This is a genomic window from Streptomyces sp. NBC_01017 (genome assembly GCF_045162795.1).
Lineage (GTDB): Bacteria > Actinomycetota > Actinomycetes > Streptomycetales > Streptomycetaceae > Streptomyces > Streptomyces machairae.
In genome coordinates this window covers 1,129,357-1,144,914 of the sequence record NZ_CP108683.1, presented here as the reverse complement: position 1 = coordinate 1,144,914, position 15,558 = coordinate 1,129,357, and the positions used below count along the sequence as shown (strand labels likewise).

Genomic DNA, 15,558 nt, shown 5'->3' with positions numbered 1-15,558 from the left:
GTTCTCCTTGCTCATCGTCGAGCGGGCGGGCGCCGCCGCCGGGCTGATGGGGTTGGGCGCGTCGACATCCAGCCTCGAGATCATCGACAAAGCACTGGAGGTTCTCCAAGAAGCCGAGGACCTGTGCGATGAGGGACGACGCATCACCTATCTCGGACTTCGCGGTGAAATCCTGATCCGCCGCTGGCAGATCACCAGGGAACGGCCGGACCTGGACAGGGCCATCGAACTCCTCGTCCAGGCCGCGGAAGATCCCTCCGACAACGTCCACGCCCGCTCTGTGGCCGCCCACCACGGCAACTCTGCTGCTACGGCGCTCTATCGGCGGTTCCGCCGGCGTCGACATGCGGAGGACCTTCGCGAAGCCGAGCGTCAGTTGGAGCGTGCGATCACGCGCGCGTCGGCCACCGACACCGAACTGCTTGAGCAGATGAACGGTCTCCTGGAGCACATCCGCGATTTCGGCGTCAAACCAGAAGTCACGCTGCTTCACACAGATATCACCGAGTTCGACAAGGAAGATCTTGTCTCGCCTCATGCCATGATGAACCTGGAGGCGTGGAAGGCTGGCACAGCGCGGCAATCCGGGTTGTCATGGGTGCACGCGCGGGACGTATTTGAGCAGACGGAGAGTTCCGAACCACAGACTCCCGAGGTGATCTGATGGCTGGCCGCCGTGTGCTGTTCCTGCGCACCTTCAGGAACGATGACACCAACTTCGTCATCGTGAACAGCCTGGCGCTCGCGCTCGACGAGGAGGACCGCATAGAGGTCGTCGGTGACCACCGGGACCGGCAACTCGCCACCGAGCACTGGCAGAGGGCGTTCGGGCTGCACAGCCAACCCGAGAGCCGCATCGACTTCATCGTGTCCACCCGGACCGATTGGCGACGTAAGGTCATGGAGAGAATCCATGCGGCCGACGTGATCGTCCTTTTCATCAGCCCGAAGGACCTCGACTTTCCCGAATTCCCGTTCTCGCAGTCCCGATCCGAGATCGGCGGTGCAGGCGACTGGGAGCGTTTCATGCGCGAGCCGATGACACGTCCTCTCACCGGGCAGGGGCTGCTTCACGAGATTGCCTATCTGAACCGCCTGCAACGCCTTCCCCACACCGTGGTGGTATGCGACGCAAAATTCCAGCCCACCCTGGACGACCTGATCGTGCTCGGCGGGATGATCGGCTACGCCGTCGATATGGCTGGCAATTTCATCACCCCGAAACTCACCGCCACGGACAAACAGGTCGGACACCTGCGGAAAGCGTTCCGTGGCGTTACCTACCAGCGGGCCGATCCGAATTGTCCGATCCTTCCGCTCCTCGCTGACGCCGTCCGGGACGCCCTCGCAGAGATGGCTGCCACAGGCAGTACGCGGCACCTGCCTCCCTGGAAGCTAGAGGATCTTACCGGCCCATCACCGGAACCGAGACGACTGCCTCCGGACAATGAACTCAAGATCATCGCATTCAGTGATGTGGAGAAGGTGTTCTTCATCCCTTCCGGCGAGTTCATTCAGATCGAGGACCAGGAGATGCGTCGGATACTCAACCGTACGGCGGTCCGTACTGGGTGCCCTTACTGCCGGGCCCCCATTGAGAAGATGTTCTTCTACACGAGAGGGCTGACGAGGCTGGGTCTCGGCAATGCCTCTGGAGAGAATGACTGGCCGAACGCCAAGTGTCAGGTGTGCGGCAGCAAGTCGAGCCTGTTCGGCGAGGACATGCTCGCTCCGCAGTAGCTGGCACGCTCTGAGCCTCTCGGCTGCTGTGGCGCCGGGGAGGTACAGCTCGGGGCATTGCGACGGTAGGACCCCGCGCAAGGCAGCCCGGAAGCGCCCGTTCACCTGCGGTCAGAAACCCGAGTTCCGCAGTCGATGGGCACGCGAGAGCCCTGTGGTCCCGCGACCTGCTGGGATACGCCAGGCAGACGTGTGCCTACGAGCCCTTCCTCAGGCTGTGACCTGGGGGATCGAGTGCAGTTTGCTCTTCCAGATTCCCCATCCGGATCGACAGGATCTGACGGTTCGTCCGGGTTATTGACAAATCGTCACATCGCGTCCTGTGATTCGCTGTTGAGAAACCCGCCCCGCCACCCTCATGTGGGCATGCGAGATCGGCGGCGTCGGCGCAGGTCAGCAACTCGGGGTACCGCGTATGCCCACCAACTGTCGAACTCGGGAGAAACTGTCCAACACGGCGCTGGCCGCGGCCCGGACGCCTGTCGAGCACGGCACCTTGCAGGTGCTCGGCAAGCTCACGCATCTGGTTGACGGCCGGCCGATGATCGCGGTGGATCTCCCGTTGCGGCTCTCTGCGCGCGCCTGCCGGTGATTGGAGGGTTTCACCGTTCGCCGTACACACCTGTGCCCCGGCCGCCGCCTGCGCTGGTCAGAATGGCGCTTGCGATGATGCCGAAGAGGTGGCTGGCGCGGGGTGCGAGCGCGGGTTGATCACCGGTCCAGGCGAGCATGGCTATCAGCGCGAACAGGTCGTCGCCATCGATGTCGTTCCGGGCCGCACCTGTGGCCTGAGCCCGGGCGAGGAGCCGGGCACCGGCTGCGCGCAGGGCGACGCACGAGGCGTGCAGTGCGGATTCGGGGTCGTCGATAGCGGCCGCCATCAGCACCGTCACCCCTCGGTATTCAGTTGTCCAGGCGACGCAGTCGCGGACCCATGAAACGAGTGCGTCTTCGGCCGCATGCGATGTCTCAAGCTCGCTCGCTTTGGCTGTCAGGTCGCCGAAGCTCGTGTGGAGCAGGGCCTCCAGCAGCGCCTCGCGCGTCGGGAAGTGCCGCAGCAGCGTCGCGAGCCCGACGTTGGCTGTGCGCGCGATGTCGCGCATCGATACGTCGATGCCCTGCTCGGCGATGGTGGTGCCCGCCACCGTGAGCAAGTGGTCGCGGTTTCTCTTGGCGTCGGCCCGCATCGGTCTCCTCTCTTGACTAAGCGGTTCACTGATCCATATATTCGGATCGGTGAACCGTTTATGTGGTTCACTGATCCGAATCAGAGTATCCCGCGCCGCGGGCAGGAGGAAGACGGTGCCGATCCAAACGATGAAGGCGATCCGGCTGCACGAGTTCGGCGGCCCTGAGGTGCTGCGTTACGAGGAGGTGGCAGTTCCCGAACCGGCGCAGGGTGAGGTGCTCGTCCGTGTGCACGCGGTCGGTCTCAACCCGCCCGACTGGTACGTACGCGAGGGCATGCCCGGCATTCCCCCCGAGTTCAGGCCCCCGTTCGGCCTGCCCCTGAGTCCGGGGACCGACATCTCGGGGGTCGTGGAAGCCGTCGCCGCCGATGTCCATGACTTCGCGGCCGGGGACGAGGTGGTGGGCCTGCTGCGCTTTCCCGCCCTGATGCAGAGCGGTGCCTACGCCGAGTACGTCACCGCGCCGGCATCCGACCTTGCCCCTAAGCCGGCCACCGTTGACCACGCGCACGCCGCCGGGCTGCCCATGTCGGGGCTGACGGCGTGGCAGTACCTGATCGAGGTCGGGCACGACCATCCCTCCCCATTCCAGGAGGCCAGCCACCACCCCATGGCACTGGGCAGCGACACCACCGTGCTCATCAACGGAGCCGGCGGCGGCGTGGGTCACCTCGCCCTGCAGTTGGCCAAGTGGAAAGGGGCCCGCGTCATCGCTGTGGCCTCCGGCACCCACGAGACATTCCTTCGCGACCTCGGCGCCGACGAGTACGTCAACTACGCCGAGCAGCGCCCCGAGGACGTCGTCCGAGACGTCGACCTCGTCCTGGACGCCGTCGGAGGTCCCGCCAGCCGGCGCTTCCTGCCCACCCTCAAGCGCGGCGGCGCACTGTATCCGGTGTACTTCGGGGAGTTCGATGACGAAGAGAATGCGAAACTGGGCGTCACCGTCACCGGCACACAAGTTCACGCGAATGGTGCACAACTCGCCGAACTAGGGCGCCTGCTCGACGCGGGCACGATCCGCGTCGCGATCGACAGCACGTTCACCCTCGCGGACGCCCAAGCAGCACACAAGCGCGCCGCCCAGGGGCACATCCAAGGCAAGATCGTGCTCACGGTCCCTTAGGGCTGGTTCGGCCGCCTGCAGGCGAGTGTGAGGCTCGGCCGTGTTCCTCGTACTGCTCGCGGGTGATCCAGGTGGGTGTGAAGTCGTCATGCCGGACCTGGGTTGCCCCGCCGGTCCAGGCGGCCGGCTGCGGGGACGGGGCGGTGGTGATCGAGATCGGCTGCGTTGGGGCGAGCGTGGTGAGTTCAGCCGCAAGCCGGTCCTCGAGCCCCGCGCCCATAGCGTCTACCAGTGCATGCCCAACGTATCGAGCTCGGTGCGGCGTTGGGGGCTGAGCTTGTCCGCCCGCCGACGGGCATTCGCGCAGCGACCGCATCGTCAACCGAGGCCCAAGCCGCCGGAGACACCCGCATGATCTGCGAGCTGTTCACCCTCAGCTTCGCAGCCGCCTCCCGCTACACCCGCCCCTGCGCCGACGCGCCCGCAGCTCAGTCGCCGCTCGCCTGATCCTCCCTCTCCCGCAATCGACGGCGCGACGGACGGCTGCTGTGAGTGCCGACGGCAGCGCCATGGCGTCCCCGATCTCCGGCCGTCCTTCAGCGTCCTGGCCCGATCACGCTGCTCCCACCGCAGGGCGAGGTCGGCGTCCCGTACGAGTCGGGTGTGTCGTCGGTCGGATAAGCGGAGTGGTCCCGGGGTAGAACGGCGTGAGGCTCGTGCGGTTGCAGGAGCTTGGGCATGCCCGGTAAGTGGGCTGTTCTCGCGCATGAACGAAGGATTGACGGTATGGCCAGCGGCACCGTGAAGTGGTTCAACTCTGAGAAGGGCTTTGGCTTCATCGAGCAGGACGGCGGGGGTCCCGACGTGTTCGCGCACTACTCCGAAATCAATGGCAACGGGTACCGCGAACTGACCGAGGGCGAGCACGTGACCTTTGACATCGGTCAGGGCCAGAAGGGGCCGCAGGCGCAGAACATCGTTCGGGGCTGAGCGAAGGGGTCCGTGCTGTGTGCGTCACCGGCACGGACCCTCCTGTGCAGGCTCTCACGTGGGGCCGCCTCAGCACGGCAGCGCCTCCGCGATCCGCCAACTCGTCCTATACGCGACGCCTCAACACGCGAGCCACCAGTCAAGGCCGCGCTAGGACCGTGTCGCCCTCCCGCACTCGTCCCCAGAGGTCTCGCCCCGCCCGACCGGCGTGCTGCGGTCGTACGGGTCGACCAGCGTGCCGGCCTCGTCCGCCCGGCGGTCCGTTCCGAAGGGTGGGGTGAAGTAGCCCGTGGGGGCGCCGCAGCCGCCGTTGGTCATGTTGTATTTGTACGAGACGATCGAGAACGTGCCCGCCTTGGTGATCACCTTGGCAGGGTCGTCCCAGCTCAGGACCAGCTCGCGCCGGACGATCGTGCGCACGATCTCGTCGTCGCCGCCCGCGTCCGCGCGGGTGACCGGGTAGACGAAGGTGACGTCGGCGGTCACCTGGAGCGCGCCGCGCTCGCCCTCCCGATAGGTGAGCCGGCCCCGGGTCTTCACGACGTCGCCGACCAGGCGGGTGCGGGAAGGCTGGAAGCGGCTGAAGAGGAGGAGGGGGTCGTTCTTCTCGCTCGGTGTTCGGAAAGCGGTTTTCAGGAGGTCTTGGACGTCCTCCTGGTGCGGGTTGATCAGTGCAATCGCCTTCTCGGGCCGCTCGCCTTGCAGCACCCCGCGGTCCAGACCGGAAGCGACGAGGAAGTCCCGGCTTCGGGCTAGACCCATCCTCCGCACGTAGCGGTATCGGTTGAATCCGCTGGTGGGCCGTGACGGCGGGCGGGGTGTCGGTGTTGTCCAGGCGTGTTGATGACTCCGCCTCCTGGCCGTCGTGTCGCTGTCCGGCGTGAGCGTGGCCCGCTGCGCATGCGCGCGGTGGTGACCCAGGTGGTGACCAAGCGTCTGGGCGCTCTGCCCGTGGTCGCGGAGTTTCTGCATCGACTGCGAGTGGCCCAGACCGTCGACGGGCTGTGTCCGGCGCGCGATCTGGCGCTGGCCACGCACGGCGAGGTGATCGAGGCTCTGGTCGCCAACCGGCTCACCAGCCCCCGGCCTCTGGTCCGTGTGGAGGACTGGGCCCGCACCTGGGCGGTCAAGGAGGTCATGGAGCTCGATCCCGAGCTGCTCAACGACGACCGGCTCGGCCGCGCGCTGGACGCGATCGCCCCGCACCTGGACGAGATCACCGGATCGATCGCCGCGCAGGCGATCTGCGAGTTCGGGATCGACACCGCCACCTTGCACTGGGACATGACCTCGATGTCGCTGACCGGGGCCTTCGATCCCGACGACCAGGACCCGGACTATCCGGTGGTTGCCTACGGGCACCCCAAGGACCGGCGGGTGGACCTCAAGCAGATCCAGGCCGGCCTTGGGATCAGCGCGGACGGGGCCGTCCCGCTGCTGGCCACGGCGATCTCCGGCCAGAGCGGTGAGATCACCCAAGTGGTCTCGGCGATAGCGCAGTTCCAGAAGACCGCCGCCGTCAAGCGCTTCTTGATGATCGGCGACAGCAAACTCGTGTCCTACGACAACCTCAACGCCCTGTCCGGCGCGCAGGTCGAGTTCATCGCGCCGCTCGCGGCCTCGGCCACCGACCCGGCGGTGTTCGCCGCCCTGGACCCCCAGACCGCCGAGCGCGTCGAGTACGTTCCGCTGCGGGTGGCCGACCGCCCCACCATGGACCGCCCCCACTACCGGGTCCTGGAAGACACCCATACCCTGACCGGCAAACGCAGAAGCGACCCGCCGATCACCGTGCGCCGCATCCTGGTCCACAGCGCCGGCAACGCTCTCGCGCAGGCCAAGGCCCGCGACAAGCGCCTTGCCAAGGCCCGCGAAGACCTGGACAAGCTGGCGCGGCTGGCCGGCGGCCGCTACTACCCGACCCGCGACAAGGTCTCCGCGAAGATCGGGGTGATCGCCGCCAAGCGGCGCGTCACCGACTGCCTGCGCACCCACATCACCGACAGCCCCGACCAGAAACCGTCCCTCACCTGGCACTTCGACCAGGACGTGCTCGCCATCCAGGCCAAGGCCGACGGCTGGTACGCCCTGATCACCAACCAGGAACCCGCGAGAGCGGACGCCGCCGCGATCTTCCTGGCCTACAAGGGCCAACCGCAGGTCGAGCGCCGCTACGGCGAGCTCAAGGGCCCCCTGGCCGTGGCGCCGGTCTTCCTCCACGGCAACAAGCGCATCGCCGCGCTGCTGCACGTCCTCATGCTCGCGCTGCTGGTCTACAGCCTGATCGAACGACAGGTACGCCGTGCCCTGGAACGCGAAGGCAGCCCGGACGGCAGGATGACCGGCCTCTACCCCGACAACCGCCGCGAACGCCCCACCGCCCGCATGATCTTCTACCACCTCGGCGAACTCGACCTGGCCACCAGCCCCGACAACTGCACGCCCCCGACGCTCCACATCACCCGCGGCGTGCAACTGCACCTCCTCGACCTGCTGGAAATCAACCTGTCCTGACCAGCGCCAGCCCGACAAACGTCACTCAGACCAGTGACGTGCGGAGGATGGGGCTAGAGCACGCTCGACCTCGGCCGCGCTCATCCAGCCGACTGCCGTGGCTTTCGGCACAGTGATCCCCGCCACTCCGCTCGCCCAGCGCGCCGCCGGCGAACCGCGGAACGGCTCCTCCTTGGTGGGGTGTTGGGCCGCCTCCGCCGGGGGTGCCTGGGTCGGTCGGGCGGTCTCGGCCGCCAGCGGCGGGGAGTCAGGGTCGTCGCCGGCGAACAGGTTCACTATCTGTCCCGGCGCGAGCGCCACTACCAGCACCACCAGCGAGGCCAGCAGTCCGACCACGTACCAGCCCGTGCGCCGCTTGGGCCGCGCGGGCGTGTAGCTGCGCCAGCCCTCCAGGTCGCGGCCGGGTTCCGCGCGCAGCCGCTTCGCCACGTCGCGGGCCCGCGCCGACGGCTCCTTGGGCGAGTCGACGGCACCCGCCACCGACTCGCGCAGAAACCACTCCCACTCCTCGTCGGACCTGGACGAGCCGTCCGGCTCCGTACCCGCGCCCATCCCCAACCCCCTGGCAATCAATAGACCCGCGGCCCGCTCCCCTGGGACGCGTCCGCATCATGACACAGAGCGCTGACAGCGAAGCCGGCTCAGCGGACGGTGTGGGCGCGCCACCCTTTCTCAAGTCGCCACATCACAGCCGCATCAGAGAGCGACGCACACGCTGAGTGCCTGAACTCCTCGGCAGACATTGAATACGCGACACCTCGGCGTGCAAGCCCGCCGGCCCCGGGGAGGTCAGTGGAGGCCGATGAGGCGTGCTCTACCTCCCCTCGATTCACCCGCCCGACCGGATCGGCGGGCACCACCCGGCCGCGTCGCGCCTCACGGCTGACGCAACAGCCGCCGGCTGTCTGCTCGACTTCCGTGATTCCCGCCCCTGACCTACTCTAGGTAGACCTACCTACCTAGTTTGGATTGTGATGAGCGAAAGCGACGCGAGCGTGGCGGGGAGCGGTCGGCGGCGGCCGGCCCGGGAACGGCTGCTGGAGGCGGCGGCCCGGCGCTTCTACGCCGACGGTGTGGCGGCGACCGGCATCGACACGATCACGGCCGAGGCTGGCGTGGCGAAGATGAGCCTGTACAACAACTTCTCCTCCAAGGCCGACCTGGTCCGGGCCTACCTGGACGTCCGGCATGAGGAGTGGCTCGGCCTGTACCGGGACCGGCTGGAGCACGCCGACGGCCCGTGTGAGGGCGTGCTGGCGGTCTTCGACGCGTACGCCGATCACGCGGCCTTCGCGTACGAGCACGGTTTCCGCGGCTGCGGGCTGCTCAACGCCGCCGCCGAGCTCCCGGCCGGCGACGAGGGCCGGGCCGTGGTCCGCGCTCACAAGGAGGAGGTCGAGCGCCTGATCGCCGGCCATCTGGAGCGTCTGCTGCCCGGCCGGCCCGGCGAGGCCCGCGCGGCGGCCGAGCACCTGTCCTTCCTGCTGGAGGGCGCGATGGCACGCGCCGGCCTGGAGGGCGACGGCGAACGTGTCCAGCACGCCCGCTCGATGGCCGCGGCCCTGCTGGACCGGCTGTGACCGGCATCGACCGCGGCCGGTCCGCGGGAATGGGGGCCCTGTGCGTGCTGGCCGCCTCCGTGCTGTGGGGGACGACAGGCACGGCCGCCACCTTCGCTCCCGGCGTGGGCCCGCTCGCGATCGGCGCCGTCGCCATGGGCCTCGGCGGACTGCTGCAGGCCCTGATTGCCGCCCCGCAGATCCGTCATCTCGCATCCGGGCTGTGCGACCAGCGCGGCACGGTCCTGCTCGGCGCCGTCTCGGTGGCGGTGTATCCCCTGGCGTTCTACAGCTCCATGCACCTGGCCGGAGTCGCCGTCGGCACCGTCGTGTCGATCGGCACCGCCCCGCTCGCGTCAGCCCTGATCGAGCGCATCATGGACGGCCGCCGCCTCACACGTCGCTGGACCCTGGCTGCCACCCTCGGCCTGCTCGGCACCGTCCTGCTGTGCGTCGCCGAAGCCGCCCACGCCTCCGACGGCACGGGCCGCAGCTCCATGGCCGGAACGCTGCTCGGCATCGGCCTCGGCCTGGTCGCCGCCGTGACGTACGCCCTGTATTCCTGGTCCGCACACCGGCTCATCACCGGCGAGATCCCCTCCCGGGCGGCGATGGGCGCCGTCTTCGGGCTCGGCGGACTGCTCCTCCTGCCGGTCCTCCTCGTCACAGGTGCCCCGCTCGTCGCTTCTTGGTCCAACGCCGCCGTCGGCGCCTATATGGCGCTCGTCCCCATGTTCGCCGGCTACGTCCTCTTCGGCTGGGGCCTCGCCCGTGTGCCCGCCAGCACCGCCACCACCCTGTCCCTGCTCGAACCGGCCGTCGCTGCCGTGCTCGCCGTCCTGGTCGTCGGCGAACGCCTCCCCGCCACCGGCTGGACGGGCATCGTCCTCGTCATCGCATGCCTCGCCGTCCTCACCACCCCCACACGCGCCCGCCGCCGCTCACGCGAACGGCTACGGAACCCTGGCAGCGACAACAGCGAGGCCAGAGTGACCAGCATTGCCAGCCACGCTGATTGACGACAACGCTCGCGTGGACTCAGGTGTGGCGGTGTGGGCGGTATTCGGGCCGGGGAGATCCTAACGGCCCCCTGCATACAGCGAGTTGACCGAGAGGGCAGAGGGCCAGGCTGATTGCAGGGTGACCACATGCCGAGGCGTCGTCTTGCATCAGCGAAGGTGTGCGTCTGCCCTGAGTGCGGTGCCCTGAGGAAGGCGAGCCTGCGCACCGGTCACCTCCACGCCCCGAGTTGGCCCGCACGCTGGGCTTCGACCACAGCGGGCCCCCTCGACGCACGCACCGGCCGGGCGATGACCCTGCTCGTCCAGGGGCAGGCGCCATCTGATCCCCCTGACGGTCTCGGCTGACCCGGTGCTCGGCAAGGCGAGTGAGGGCCGGGGTGGCGACGGTGCGGAACTGAACCCTCTCCGCGAGGGCAGAGTTCGGCGAGGCCGCACTGACGGACGGTGAGCAAGGGCGGGACCAGCCTGCCTACATTCGGCCTGGCTCACTCCAGAGCGGGAGACCGAGTGGCAGCCGTGGAAGTACGTCACGACACGGGTGCGGTGGAGGGTGGCCGGCGAGCAGTCTGGACATCCCTTCGGCGCCCAGCAGGATCCGGCGGCCGGGCGGATACCAAGCGGCCCGAACTCGTCGAAGGTGAAGGTCCGGTCGGGGCGCCGGGTGAGCGGACTCGATCCGCTCCAGCTTGGCATCGAAGTCCGGGTCGGTGGACTCCTTCCAGGTCTGGGTGCGCTGGAACGTGACTCCGCGGCGGGCCAGCGGCGTCCGCAGGGCCTCACGACCGATCCATATCGGACGGGCCACGTTGCGCCGCAGGTGATCTGAGCTTCCGGACTGACCAGCGGGTGAAAGGCTCGCCCAGCTTGGCGGGGCGAGTGGTGGCCGTCCGGATGACGAACTCCTCGTCGTTCACTGAGCAGGCGGGTACGGCCTGCCGCCCATCGGGGGCCCAGGCAGGCTGGGCAGTTTCGTTTGGATCAGTTCGACTCAGAGGATGACGATTCCAAACAAGACAGCCCGATGCCTCGTGTTGTGCCCGACTCGGCACTGCGGCTGAACTCGGCCTCCAGGACATCGGTGAAGATGCCGATGGGGTCCTCCCAACGTCCTGTCACCCAGTCGGCGTTGACGTTCACTGCGAGCATGTGTGTGCCATCGAGTGTGCCGTAGACGTACGACCAGGAGCCAAAGAGCGCGCCGCCCATGCCCCAGACCCGCGTGCCGGAAGGCAAGGTCAGGCGGGAAACGCCGAGACCGTAGGCAGCATCCGGAAGCCAGTTTTCTGTTGGGACCGTCGTGAACATCTCGCGTTGTTGTTCCGGCCGCAGGAGCCGCCCTTTGAGCAGTGCTGTGAAGAACCGGTTGAGGTCGGCGACAGTGGAGATCATGCCGCCCGCCGCCCAGTACGGACTCGTCTCCAGTTCTGTGACGTTGTGGACCGTGGCGTCCGGGTCGGGGGAGAACAGTTTGGTGTAGTGGCTCGAATGAGGTCCGGAGAGCACCGGGTCGGCGCCGAGCGGCAGGGAGGTTCCCATCAGGCCGAGCGGGCGGGCGAGACGGTCAGTGATCTCATCGGCGAGTATCCGGCCGGTCACATGCTCAACGATCATCCCGGCGAGGATGTAGTTGGTATTGGAGTATGTCCAGCCCGTCCCCGCCGGGAAGTCGGCCGGATGCGACATGGCGATCTCCACGAGTTCTTCTGGCGTGTAGCTCTCCTGCCTGCTCAGTGCCGGCTGGTCGCTGGTGTGGCTGAAGACTCCGCTGGTGTGGTTGAGGAGCTGTCGGACAGTGATCGTGTTGCCGTCGTGCCCGTTCCCGGTGACCACGCCCGGCAGCCATCGTTCCACCGTGTCATCCAGGGTCAGTTGGCCCTCGGTCACGAGTTGCAGGATCACTGTGGCGGTGAAGGTCTTGGTGATGCTGCCGATCCGGAACCGGTCCTCGTGCCCGCGCGCCCGACGAGTCCGTGTGTCGGCGACCCCCGCCGTGCCGAACCAGTGCCCGCCGCCGTCATGGACCTGAGCAAGAATTCCCGGCAAGCCCCCCTCCCTCACCGCTTGGTCGAGCACACGCTGAACGGCGTCATGATTCCTGCGGGTGACGTGCGCTGCGGGCGTGGCATCTTCCATGTGAACCCCTTGGTTTCATCTTTTCGCGGCACCTGAAAGCTACGTAGCACATGCATCCACGGAAGCGGTGCAGGCCTTGGAATCTCCAGGGACTGGGGAGTTTCCCGGAACTTGTAGCGTTGCCTGTGACGGCTAACGCAACGCACGAGGGTGTGCGGAGTCGGTCAAGTCCGGCCGGCTCGTGGCGCGCACGGTGGAAGGGCGGGTATGGGCGGCGGGAGACTCACCGCGGAGGACCGCAGGGACATCGAGGCGGGACTGGCTGGGATGCCCCGAAGTTTCCGGACAGGCGTCCAATAGGATCGTCTGAACTGGAAACGAGGAATCGAAGTGGCACCACCGAGCAAGTACACGCCTGAGTTCCGTGAGGAAGCCGTCCGGATCGCGCTGGCTTCCAGCAAGACCGTAACCGAGGTCGGCCGTGAACTCGGTATGAACCCCGAAACCCTCCGGGGCTGGGTGAAGAAGCATAAGGAACGGAATGAACCTCCTGCCGGTACCGAGCTGTCCCACGATGAACGCGCTCGCCTGAAGGAACTTGAACGCCGTATCCGTGAAGTCGAGATGGAGAATGCGTTCCTGAAAAAAGCCGCAGCGTACTTCGCGAAGGATCCCCGGTAGCGAGCAAGTACGAGTTCATCGATGAGATGCGACTCGACACAACGGAGTACGCATATCCCGTCGAGTTCATGTGCGAACGACTCGGCGTATCCACATCTGGCTACTACGACTGGCGGGGCCGCCCGAAATCCGCGACGGCGCAGCGACGCGAGGAGTTGAAACTGCTGATCAAGAAAGCATTCGACGATTCCGACAGCACCTACGGCTATCGGCGCATCCACGCCCAGCTCCATCGCTGGGGCCACGCCGCGGGCCCGGAGCTGGTCCGCCGGCTCATGCGGGAGCTGGGACTTGAGCCCTGCCAGCCGAAGCCCAGACGCTTCGGCCTCACCCGAGGCGCGCCCGCCGCCGTGCCCGACCTCGTGGGCCGGAACTTCACCGCCGACGCTCCGGGTGAAAAACTCGTCGGGGACATCACCTACATCTCCACCGGAGAGGGCTGGCTGTATCTCGCGACCGTCATCGACTGCTGCACGAAGGAGGTTGTCGGCTACGCGATGGACGACCATTTTCAAACCCCTCTCATAGCCAGAGCCATCCGTAACGCAGCACGGAACAGGAAACTCGCCAGGAACGCAATATTCCACTCGGACCGCGGAAGCAACTACATGTCGGCCGAGTATGCTGTGGTTCTGGGCGAGCTCGGCCTGCGGCGTTCTGCCGGCCGTACCGGGATCTGCTTCGACAATGCCATGGCCGAATCATTCTTCGGCGCCCTGAAGAACGAGCGCGTTTCGAGGGTGACTTACCTGACCCGCGACATCGCCAGGCAGGACATCACCCGTTACATCGAATTCTGGTACAATCACAAACGCCTTCACTCGGCGGTGGGTTACCGTCCTCCCCGCGAAGTCCACGCCGCGTACCAGAAGTTGCGAATCGTCGCGTGAGTCAATAGTCAGATGCCTGTCCGGAAAACACGAGGCCCCTCAGGCCGAGGACTTGGCGTACGCCGCGATCGCCCGACGACTGGGACGGCCGACTTCGACCGTCAGCAGGGAGGTTGCCCGTAACGGCGGGCCGCGCGGCTACCGCGCGGAGCACGCCGACCGGGCCAGCGCCTGGCAGCGGCGAAACCGGTCGCCTGGGCCCGCGACGCCACCGGCCACCGACGCCGAGGCCGCGCACGGGCGGGACCCCGCAGCCGTCCATGCCTACATGGACAGATTCGCGACCATGATGATCGCGACCGGCCTGCCCCGCACGGCCGCCAGGGTGCTGGCCTGCCTGGTAACTGCCCCCTCTGGTGCCCGAACTGCTGCGGAACTCGCCCAACGGCTGGGGGTCAGCCCGGCCTCGGTGTCCAAGGCCGTGGGATACCTCGAAGGGCTCGACGTCCTTACACGCACGTACGAGCCCGGCCGACGCCGCGCACACCACGTCATCGATGACGACGTCTGGCTCCGCGCCTGGCTGACCAGCGCCCAGAAGAACGCGGTGTGGGCCGAGACCGCCCAGGAGGGTGTCGACCTGTTCGGACCCGGCACCCCCGCAGGCGCACGCCTCCAGGTCATGCACAAATTCTTCGTCGGGATCCACCGGGACATGACCGGTCCGGCCACCACCGTGCCCCTCGAGGACGCGATTACCGTACTCGCCGCCCTTCTTCACGCAGCCCGGCCCCTCACCACCAGCGAACTCGCCGCAGCCCTCGGCTGGCCAAAGGCACGCGCCGCCACGGCTGTGCAAGCCGCCGAGCTCCAGCCGGAAGCCTGCGGACCACTGGCACTTCAGCGCACCCCCTCCGGCGCCCACCTGGTCACAGCCCAGCACGGCAGGCTCACTCCGGCCCAGCGCACGGCTCTCGCCCAGCGTCCAGGACACTGCCCAAGCGGGAGCCCAGACGACAGGCCTTGGACGTGTTCCGCTGCCGAGCGGTGCGGGTCAGCTCCATCGCACTGATGAGCCGCGACCTCAGACGGCGATTCTGCGCGTTTCGACAACTGCCCCTCGGGCCATGTTGAGACAGAGTCGTGTCGCTTCTGTAGGTGATTAGCAGGTCTTGTCAGTGTCTCCGTGCCAGAGCCACCGGTGTGGCCGTAGCATGCACGGTGGCTGACACCTGTGGCTCACCCTCCGGGTGACGATTCCACGGCACGGCGTCGTCCGCTGCTGAAATGTTGCCGGCCCAGACCGCGGTAGGAGCCCAGCCCCGCCTCCACCCGTCGCCGCACCGAAGCGGTCTCCCCTGACGAACTCGTTGCGATGCAGCAGACGGCCGACGACGCGCATCTTCAGCTGCTGCGCCTTGACGATCACGAGGAGCGCGACCGACAGCGCCGGGCGTGGTTCGAAGTCGCTGGGGCTGTCCAGGACGCCGTGACCCGGTACGCCAGGGCGAAGGGTCTCAACCGGGACGAGGTGGAGAAGCGGCTACGCCAAATCGTCCGGTATCCGGAGGCGGAGCCGAGCTGGGCGCCGTAGCGCAGCGAGTCCGGCAGGGCCTGTGCGCCGAGCACGGCACCATGGCCGCGGGCGAGCCAGCTGGTTGCCACGTGCTCCTGCGGCGACTGTGGCGCCCCGGATCTCGCTAACCGGCCGCCACCTCCAACGTGGGCCCTGCGGCAGCCAGTCAGAAAACTGCTCCAGCCGGGACGCAGACGTACCGTGCGGCCCTAAGCCTCCACCGACCCGATAGCGCCCACGGCGTCCAGAAGTTGGGAGGTGGCGTGACGCAGCAGGCACTCCGGCCGGGTGCCGTCGGCCTGGGCGGCGTCGCGCCG

Annotated in this window: 14 protein-coding genes and 4 pseudogenes; 12 read left to right on the top strand and 6 right to left on the bottom strand. The window is 67.5% G+C overall.

The features are described 5' to 3' along the window. Nucleotides 1-7: 7 nt before the first annotated feature. The 3 genes from OG331_RS05620 to OG331_RS05610 all read left to right on the top strand — a co-directional run bounded on the left by OG331_RS05620 (nt 8) and on the right by OG331_RS05610 (nt 2,332). On the top strand, nt 8-664 hold the full coding sequence (locus OG331_RS05620) for a hypothetical protein (RefSeq protein WP_406192165.1): 657 nt from the start codon (nt 8-10) through the stop codon (nt 662-664). Beyond that, nucleotides 664-1,740, top strand: coding sequence for a hypothetical protein (locus OG331_RS05615; RefSeq protein WP_406192162.1), 1,077 nt, complete (start codon nt 664-666; stop codon nt 1,738-1,740). Before OG331_RS05620 ends, OG331_RS05615 begins: the two co-directional genes overlap by 1 nt. Nucleotides 1,741-2,155: 415 nt before the next feature. Further along, nucleotides 2,156-2,332 (top strand): hypothetical protein, encoded by a 177-nt coding sequence (locus OG331_RS05610; protein WP_406192159.1) that lies wholly within the window; start codon nt 2,156-2,158, stop codon nt 2,330-2,332. Between the two features lie 10 nt (nt 2,333-2,342). On the opposite strand, the gene OG331_RS05605 is transcribed toward OG331_RS05610, so the two are convergent. Continuing rightward, the gene (locus OG331_RS05605; protein ID WP_406192156.1) at nt 2,343-2,927 is read right to left on the bottom strand and encodes a TetR/AcrR family transcriptional regulator; all 585 of its coding nucleotides are present in this window, start codon (nt 2,925-2,927) and stop codon (nt 2,343-2,345) included. Nucleotides 2,928-3,057: 130 nt separating this feature from the next. Between OG331_RS05605 and OG331_RS05600 the strand changes: the two genes are divergently transcribed. Then, the gene (locus OG331_RS05600; RefSeq protein ID WP_406209742.1) at nt 3,058-4,056 is read left to right on the top strand and encodes an NADP-dependent oxidoreductase; all 999 of its coding nucleotides are present in this window, start codon (nt 3,058-3,060) and stop codon (nt 4,054-4,056) included. Here OG331_RS05600 and OG331_RS05595 read toward each other — a convergent pair. Then, nucleotides 4,043-4,276 (bottom strand): hypothetical protein, encoded by a 234-nt coding sequence (locus OG331_RS05595; protein WP_406192153.1) that lies wholly within the window; start codon nt 4,274-4,276, stop codon nt 4,043-4,045. The two genes, OG331_RS05600 and OG331_RS05595, sit on opposite strands and share 14 nt — an antisense overlap. A gap of 506 nt (nt 4,277-4,782) precedes the next feature. On the opposite strand from OG331_RS05595, the gene OG331_RS05590 reads away from it, so the two are divergent. Continuing rightward, on the top strand, nt 4,783-4,986 hold the full coding sequence (locus OG331_RS05590) for a cold-shock protein (protein ID WP_406192150.1): 204 nt from the start codon (nt 4,783-4,785) through the stop codon (nt 4,984-4,986). Between the two features lie 150 nt (nt 4,987-5,136). On the opposite strand, the pseudogene OG331_RS05585 reads toward OG331_RS05590, so the two are convergent. Next, nucleotides 5,137-5,742 (bottom strand): annotated as a pseudogene (locus OG331_RS05585) (hypothetical protein); the annotation flags it as partial. A 165-nt stretch (nt 5,743-5,907) separates the two neighbouring features. On the opposite strand from OG331_RS05585, the gene OG331_RS05580 reads away from it, so the two are divergent. Further along, the gene (locus tag OG331_RS05580; protein WP_406192147.1) at nt 5,908-7,500 is read left to right on the top strand and encodes an IS1634 family transposase; all 1,593 of its coding nucleotides are present in this window, start codon (nt 5,908-5,910) and stop codon (nt 7,498-7,500) included. A 45-nt stretch (nt 7,501-7,545) separates the two neighbouring features. Here the strand turns inward: OG331_RS05580 and OG331_RS05575 are convergent. Continuing rightward, nucleotides 7,546-8,052: pseudogene (locus OG331_RS05575) on the bottom strand (hypothetical protein); the annotation flags it as partial. Between the two features lie 422 nt (nt 8,053-8,474). On the opposite strand from OG331_RS05575, the gene OG331_RS05570 reads away from it, so the two are divergent. Both OG331_RS05570 and OG331_RS05565 read left to right on the top strand, forming a co-directional pair. Beyond that, the gene (locus tag OG331_RS05570; protein WP_406192144.1) at nt 8,475-9,080 is read left to right on the top strand and encodes a TetR/AcrR family transcriptional regulator; all 606 of its coding nucleotides are present in this window, start codon (nt 8,475-8,477) and stop codon (nt 9,078-9,080) included. Nucleotides 9,081-9,109: 29 nt separating this feature from the next. Beyond that, nucleotides 9,110-10,078 carry a DMT family transporter gene (locus OG331_RS05565; RefSeq protein WP_406209739.1) on the top strand — a complete coding sequence of 323 codons (969 nt, stop codon included), beginning with the start codon at nt 9,110-9,112 and terminating at the stop codon, nt 10,076-10,078. Between the two features lie 504 nt (nt 10,079-10,582). On the opposite strand, the pseudogene OG331_RS05560 reads toward OG331_RS05565, so the two are convergent. Then, nucleotides 10,583-11,035: pseudogene (locus OG331_RS05560) on the bottom strand (IS630 family transposase); the annotation flags it as partial. 24 nt (nt 11,036-11,059) lie between these two features. Further along, entirely contained in the window at nt 11,060-12,214 is a 1,155-nt protein-coding gene (locus tag OG331_RS05555) for a serine hydrolase domain-containing protein (RefSeq protein ID WP_406192141.1), read from the bottom strand. Nucleotides 12,215-12,544: 330 nt separating this feature from the next. On the opposite strand from OG331_RS05555, the gene OG331_RS05550 reads away from it, so the two are divergent. The 4 genes and pseudogenes from OG331_RS05550 to OG331_RS05535 all read left to right on the top strand — a co-directional run bounded on the left by OG331_RS05550 (nt 12,545) and on the right by OG331_RS05535 (nt 15,259). Then, nucleotides 12,545-13,725 (top strand): IS3 family transposase gene (locus OG331_RS05550; RefSeq protein ID WP_406191951.1). Its coding sequence is split into 2 segments (ribosomal slippage): nt 12,545-12,809 and nt 12,809-13,725, totalling 1,182 coding nucleotides; the frame shifts between segments, so codons are not numbered across the junction. A gap of 52 nt (nt 13,726-13,777) precedes the next feature. Continuing rightward, nucleotides 13,778-13,837, top strand: a pseudogene (locus OG331_RS05545) (helix-turn-helix domain-containing protein); the annotation flags it as partial. Between the two features lie 156 nt (nt 13,838-13,993). Then, entirely contained in the window at nt 13,994-14,737 is a 744-nt protein-coding gene (locus tag OG331_RS05540) for a GbsR/MarR family transcriptional regulator (RefSeq protein ID WP_406209736.1), read from the top strand. A gap of 303 nt (nt 14,738-15,040) precedes the next feature. Further along, a complete protein-coding gene (locus OG331_RS05535; RefSeq protein WP_406192138.1) occupies nt 15,041-15,259 on the top strand; it encodes a hypothetical protein in 219 nt (72 codons plus the stop codon). Nucleotides 15,260-15,558 lie beyond the last annotated feature (299 nt).